Source organism: Streptomyces sp. KL116D, assembly GCF_030766975.1.
GTDB lineage: Bacteria > Actinomycetota > Actinomycetes > Streptomycetales > Streptomycetaceae > Streptomyces > Streptomyces longispororuber_A.
In genome coordinates this window covers 21,488-27,889 of sequence record NZ_JASERH010000003.1, presented here as the reverse complement: position 1 = coordinate 27,889, position 6,402 = coordinate 21,488, and the positions used below count along the sequence as shown (strand labels likewise).

General features: G+C 66.4%; 4 protein-coding genes and 1 pseudogene. All 5 read right to left on the bottom strand.

The window, feature by feature from the left end:
- Positions 1-201: hypothetical protein (locus tag RBJ77_RS00455; RefSeq protein ID WP_372343099.1), on the bottom strand; the 201-nt coding region annotated here is incomplete at its 3' end.
- Between the two features lie 1,975 nt (positions 202-2,176).
- Complete coding sequence (locus tag RBJ77_RS00450) at positions 2,177-2,476, bottom strand: putative quinol monooxygenase (RefSeq protein WP_372343098.1); 300 nt, start codon at positions 2,474-2,476, stop codon at positions 2,177-2,179.
- Positions 2,477-3,254: 778 nt separating this feature from the next.
- Positions 3,255-3,539: a hypothetical protein gene (locus RBJ77_RS00445; protein WP_372343097.1), complete on the bottom strand. Its 285-nt coding sequence runs from the start codon at positions 3,537-3,539 to the stop codon at positions 3,255-3,257.
- Between the two features lie 337 nt (positions 3,540-3,876).
- The gene (locus tag RBJ77_RS00440; protein WP_372343096.1) at positions 3,877-4,470 is read right to left on the bottom strand and encodes a phosphotransferase; all 594 of its coding nucleotides are present in this window, start codon (positions 4,468-4,470) and stop codon (positions 3,877-3,879) included.
- A 169-nt stretch (positions 4,471-4,639) separates the two neighbouring features.
- Positions 4,640-6,075 (bottom strand): annotated as a pseudogene (locus RBJ77_RS00435) (endo-1,4-beta-xylanase).
- Positions 6,076-6,402: the final 327 nt, after the last annotated feature.

The window sequence follows — 6,402 nt, the reverse complement described above, 5'->3', positions numbered from 1 at the left end:
TGTTGTACTTCGTTCAGTTGGAGGTATTGGGTGTTTAACCGTTTCGCATTTATCATTAGCGCTTTGTTTTTCGTGCGCCGCTTCATCTGCACCGCCTCGGTAACGACCTCGTGGCGTGCTATCCTCATCAGCAACACCGCCGAGGGCATCACGCTCATCGACGCCGGACTGCCCGGCCACTGGCAGAAGGACCTGCAGCACGGAAACTCCGCTCTGGGCAGAATCCTTCGACGACATCCGCGGCCTGGTCCTGACCCGCATGGCATTTCCCGACCACATCAGGCTTCGCCGAACGCCTGCAAGCAACCACGGCGTACCGGTGTTCGTGCACGCCGCCGACGCCGTCCGCGCTTGCACCGGAAGAAGCCAAGGTCGCGTTCGGTGCCTGGCGTGCTCGGCTCGACGCTCGGGTTCCTGGGGTACTCTGCATCCGCAAGAACGGCCTGCGCACGATACGTCGGCGCGACGTCACGGAGGTGGGTGACGGCGACGATGCTGGTTCCTACCCGGGGCCGGTGATCGTAGGCATGCCTGGGCACTCTCCGGGGCGATGGCAGTGCACGTCCGTCCGCCGATGCGGTCTTCGTCGAGGGGACGCGCTGACCACGCGGCACGTCTCACCGGACGTACAGGCCCCAGCCGGCACCCTTCACCGACAACCCGGTCGAAACGATCTCCTCCCTCGACCGGATCGCCGACCTTTCGGCGTCCCTGGGTACTTCCGGCCACGGCGCCCCTGGCGCATCACCAGCAGGTACGCGATGCCGTTCGGTTGGGGACGTCGAAGCAGTAGCGGCATCCGCTCACCTTGCGATTTCGCGCGATCGGCTGAGAACCTCTCCGTGCCCGGTGCATCGTCGAGATGCAGGCGGCGATCTTCTGATGCCCGATCGTGATCCCGCGGATGCACAACCCCGTTGGGTTCCCGGCTATCTGAAAGGCGCCGGAAGATGACTTTCAGCGTTCCGGGAGAGAGATCGGGGATCAGGTGGAGAAGAGGATCTGGAGAGCTGCCGTGGCCGTCGGCGCGGCAGCGGTGTTCACAGGCGTGGCCGCGGCGCCGGCCCGGGCGGCCGAGGGGTAAAGTCGTTCACCGTGTCCATAGGTGAACAGCGGCAAGCCGATCGTGATCGGTGTGTCGAACGAGTCGGGGCGCCCCACCTCGCGCTTCCAGCCGAGATGTCGACACCAAGCAGTGGAAGTGACAAGCCACCAGTGCGTTCCTCTACCGCGGCAACACACGGGTGGCGGCTTTGTGGCACGCCATCATTTGACACGAGCGACTGCATCAACGTGAGCGCGGGTGTCTGCGACTTCAAAGGAGACGATGTACTTCGACCCACAGCGAGGTGGGACATGTCGAACGGCGGGCCGGGCCTGGAGGGTCGCGGCGGGTGTACTCCAGGAGCGGCGGCGACGTCGATGACGAGGGCCTCCACCGTCTACGTCAAGCGCAGCTTCCCGCCTGACCGTGAAACGCCTCGCCGGAGCCGGTGACCACGGGCAGACGATCACCGTGACCGGGAGAGGTCACGCGAGGCCAACTGGGAGACGAGGAAGTACGCCTCCCTACGGCGGCCGCCTGGTGACACCTGCAGTTCAAGCCCACCGGGAGCACCACTGCACCACCGTGAAGAAGGTGTACGCGAGCAGCTCGAAGGTGATCTGCGGACGACCGTGAAAGGCGTCAAGACGGGCACATGGCGCTGGGTGTACTACGGCAACACCACTACTGGACCGTCGACTTCGTCCGGGGACAACGTCATCGTGAAGTGAGCTCCCCAGGGATCCTCGCTGACCGGCATCCGGCTCCCCCGCAGGTCGCGCGCCGTGTTCGGTGCAGGGGCGCGGGCTGAGTCGCGGTCGGCGAGGCCCCAGGCAGTGGAACGCTGCTCAGGGGGCCGGGGCGCGGTGGAGGCCGGACAGGCGGCGGCTGCGAGTTGGGCGCGGGGGCGAACCGCACCGAAGTCGGTCCGGCCGTCGGGACAGTTGGCCGGTTCGCCGTCGAAGACGGTGTCGATCCACTGCTCGGTGGCATCGCTGCTCGAGCGGGTCTGGATCTGCCCGGTCTCGCGTCGCCGCAGCTCGCCCCCGGTCACTGTCAACTTCGGCTCATGCCACGGCCCGCGGCCTCCGGGCCACTACCTCGCGCTGATCGAGGAGGGCGGTTCAACGTCTAGAGCCCCAACCCGCCCACAACAGTCAACTCCTGCCGGGTGAAATCTCCTGTCAGCAGCGGCATGGCGCTGCCGATCGCGGCCTTCGCCTCCGGCAGCTCCAGTGAGAGCATCGTGATGGTGCTGCTCTGCCAGACCTCTGTCACCCAGATCGTCACGTCATCGTCGTCGGACACGCTCACGACGTAGAGGTGGCATCCTGCCTCGCGTAGGCCGTCCACACCACTCAGCAAGATCGAGACGACCTCGTCGCGGGAATCAGGCCGAGCCTTCATCGACCCGATGTAGCCGTGCGCCATCGTGACTCCTTATCCGTGGAACGGACCGGGGGCTTGATCGGACCGGACCTTGCCATCTGCCGTCCGGGGGGCACAAGGCTCGCCACCCCCGCGCCAGCGCGCCGAACATCAAGCAGCCAGCTGATCGCTTGCTCTTCGGACCGATGCCTTCTACCGTCGGACGGTCACTCGTCTTCCCCGCTGGAAGTGCCCATACCTCACCGGTCACCGGGCGAGATCAGAACCGAACAACCCCGTCGCGGAAGCGCTGGAAGTCGACAGGTCATCCCTGGTCTGTCCACTGCGACGAACCGGCAGATCGCACGATTCGAAGTTCGGTACCGGTTGCCTCCCGGTCGTCGCCCACGCCTTCCGGGCATGGGCTCAGGCGCTTCATTCATGGCCGGACCACGGCCCCAACCACAGGCGAGGGAACCACCCTCTGGCGGGACATGCACGCCCGCACACTGCTCCAAGGCGCGGCCCTGCAACCATGCATCGCAAGGCTCGCCGTGAACTTCTCAGGCAGTTTGCTCCTCTGGACGACCGCTTTCTGACACGGACCCTGCCAGATCCGTTCTCACCACCCACGGATCCCTGGTGGAAGCGCCGCCTCGCAGGTGATCCTCCTACAGGCCCAAGCTCGAAACGAAGTCCGAGAACGTAGGTGCTACGACCCGCCACCGGCACAGAAGGGCGTCCGTCCAGAAGTCACTGCCGACGACGCGGGGATCCGAGGAGCCGGTCCGGTAGTCGAGAGCCAAGGCACCGTCGTCACCGGGGTTGCGAGTGATGGCGATCAGTACCGCCTGTTCAACGTCGAGCCATGGCAGTTCGAGTGGGGCGACACCCCTGCTTCCGCGTGCCTGGCGAAAGAGGCGGAGTGCGGATCATCGGCGAACATGTCCATTGACTGGGACGCGTACGCCATCTGCTCGGGGTTCGGCACGAAGGCAAGTGGGTCCTTCAACCACGGAATTGCCTTCGCCAGCACCGCGTCGCCCGGGTGACGCCAGAGGTCGTGATCGATGAGCGAGGTCAGCGCGGCGGGCAGAGCAAGTCCACGGACTGTCGGGGGCGCCATGACGCGCAGTTTCGCACGCTGAGGTCGGGGGCGCATCACTCCATCGACGCCAGAATGCGGTCGAGTGTCCGGCGTCCCATTCCGCTCATCGTCGGATTGCTCTCGACGTAGTACCAGACGACACCCATCGCCTGTTGGAACGCCCACATGCCTTGCCGCGCTCCCACTCCAGATCGTCACAGCCCAGCGTCCGCCGGAACACTTCCCGCGGGCCCGGCTCCAACAGGTGCCAGACGCTGACCAGATCCAGCGCGGGATCGGCCGGGCCGAAAGCTGCCGGTGTCCAGTACGCCGCTGGGCCGGTCGCCCGCGACCAGCACAGCTGCCGGGAATCAGATCACCATGGCTCATCACGTCGGCGCCCTTGCGTGGCAACTCGGAAGTGGCTCCACGCCTGGCGCAGCGGGCGCGTCGAGAAGCCCGTCGCTCTGCTCGAAGCACTCTGCCATCCAGTTGTCGTGGTGAGCGAGAACGCCGCCACGACCTTGGCCGCTGAAACGCCGCCCGCGCGTCTCAGCGCTGCGCAGAAACTGCGATGAAGGCCGCAAGGTCTTCGGCAAAAGCGTCCGATCCACTCGGGTCGGCATCGAAGGCGACCGTTCCCGGCACCCCACGTCTGGACCGACCACGGCATGGGGTAACCCGCTCCAGGCTTTCCCAGGGCGACGGGTTCGGGAGCGGGGAACCGGGACGCCTTTGCCAGCTCCGCGCTCGCCCGGGCTTCCTGTTCCAGAACCGCCAGGGTCTCGGCAGGATCGGCCAGACGCAGGGGGGAAACGCGCGGAGAGACCGTTCCCTGATGCGGAAGATGGCGTTGACCGTCCCGGTCGATGACACGGAGTCGGATGGCCTTGCCTCGCCATGGGGGGAACTGTTCCTGGATCAAGGTCGCGACGATCTCGGTGGTCACGTCCACTTGGTCATCGTGCATGGTCAATCCGGCCGGCCCTCCGCTAGCCCAGTCCCTGGCAGCGCCGATCGCCCGGGTCACCGCCATCAGGGCGGCGACCCGGGACCATCAGGCATGTCGTCATGGAAGGGTACGGGAGGCCGCACCGCGAGCCGTTATCGTTTTCCGCTCCCCTTCGTGACAGGCCCGATCAGGTGCGGGTCCAGCGCTGGTTGCTGCCGTTCGAGCAGGAGTAGAGCTGGATCTGGGTGCCGTTGGCGGTGCCGGCCCCGACGGCGTCGAGGCAGAGGCCGGACTGGACACCGGCGATGGAACCGTCGGAGTTGAGGCGCCACTTCTGGTTGTCGCCGCCCCAGCAGCTGTAGATCTGGACCTTGGTGCCGTTGCCGGTTCCGGCGGCGTCCAGGCATTTGTTGCCGTAGACCTTGAGTTCACCGGCGTCGGTGTAGGGTCCACTGCTGGTTGGAGCCGCTGGAGCAGTCCCACAGCTGGACCTGAGTGCCGTCGGTGGTACTGGAGTTGGGCACGTCCAGGCAGCGGCCGGAACCGACGCCCTTGATCGTGCCCCGCCGCCCGTGGGCGGCGTGGTGGTGCCGCCGTTGAGCGCGTTGAGGACGGCGGTGTAGGCGGCCTTCTTGCTGCCGTCATTGTTGAACAGCAGCGGCGTGTCGCCCGATCGCCAGGGAGTCGGAGTCGCGCACGCCCCCAGACGGTGATGCCGAGGCGGCGCGAGACGGCCAGGCAGTCGTTGGTCACGTTGGCGTAGGTCGTGGCCGAGGCACCCTGGATGTCGAGTTCGGTGACCGCCACGTCGACGCCGAGGGCGGCGAAACTCTGCAGGGTGGTGCGGAAGTTGCTGTTGTACGGGCTGCCGCTGTTGAAGTGCGACTGGAAGCCGACGCAGTCGATCGGCACGCCGCGCTGCTTGAAGTCCTGGACCATGGAGTACACGGCCTGGGTCTTGGCCCCAGGTCCAGTCCTCGATGTTGTAGTCGTTGTAACAGAGCTTGGCGGCCGGGTCGGCGGCGCGCGCGGTCCGGAAGGCGACCTCGATCCAGTCGTTGCCGGTGCGCTGCAGGTTGGAGTCGCGGCGGGAACCCGAACTGCCGTCGGCGAAGGCCTCGTTCACGACGTCCCACTGGGCGATCTTGCCCTTGTAGTGACCCATCACGCCGTTGATGTGGTCGATCATCGCCTGGCGCAGGGTGCTGCCGCTGAGGCTCTGCATCCAGCTGGGCTGCTGGGAGTGCCAGGCCAGGGTGTGGCCGCGCACCTGCTTGCCGTTCTGCACCGCCCAGTTGTAGACACGGTCGCCGGCGGTGAAGCTGAACTGGCCCCGCTGCGGTTCGGTGGCGTCGATCTTCATCTCGTTCTCGGCGGTCACCGGGTTGAACTCACGGCCCGCGATCGTCGTGTACGCCGAGTCGCCCAGCTTGCCCGAGGCGATGGCGGTACCGAAGTAGCGACCGCTCTGCGCTGCCGCGGCGCCGAGCGTGCTCTCGGCTGCGTGTGCGGGCGGTGGCGCGGCCAGCGCGAGGACGGCACCGAGGACGCCGGCGATCAGCAGGGCAGCAGGCTGCGGATCTGACGGTGAGCAAGGGGTCTGGGAGGGGCGTGAAAGCCCATGGCTGTGCCTCCAAAGTAGATGTCACGTACGGACTGACGTGCGGGGAACGGCTCAGCCGGCCGCCGCGCGGCGTCGCGCACCTCTCCGTCGGCACGAAGAGCCAGGATGCGCTGATGCGGACCCACCGGAACGAAACGGGGTGTGACGCAGGTGCGTTGGTGCGTGGATCTGTCGTGCGGCTGCGCGGGGTCCTGCCCGGCAGCACAGGCCCCAGGGCCGACATGGTTCGACATTCCGAACCATGGCCGGTTCTTCAGACAGGGATGATTGAGGAGTTGGCGGTGAACCGTCAATACTCCCCGCAGAAAAAAATTCCGGTACTCGAC

What these genes read in the sequence shown, in the direction of transcription:
- RBJ77_RS00445 (WP_372343097.1), bottom strand. Translation starts at nt 3,539, where the DNA reads ATGGCGCCCCCGACAGTCCGTGGACTTGCTCTGCCCGCCGCGCTGACC.
- RBJ77_RS00440 (WP_372343096.1), bottom strand. Translation starts at nt 4,470, where the DNA reads ATGCACGATGACCAAGTGGACGTGACCACCGAGATCGTCGCGACCTTG.
- RBJ77_RS00450 (WP_372343098.1), bottom strand. Translation starts at nt 2,476, where the DNA reads ATGGCGCACGGCTACATCGGGTCGATGAAGGCTCGGCCTGATTCCCGC.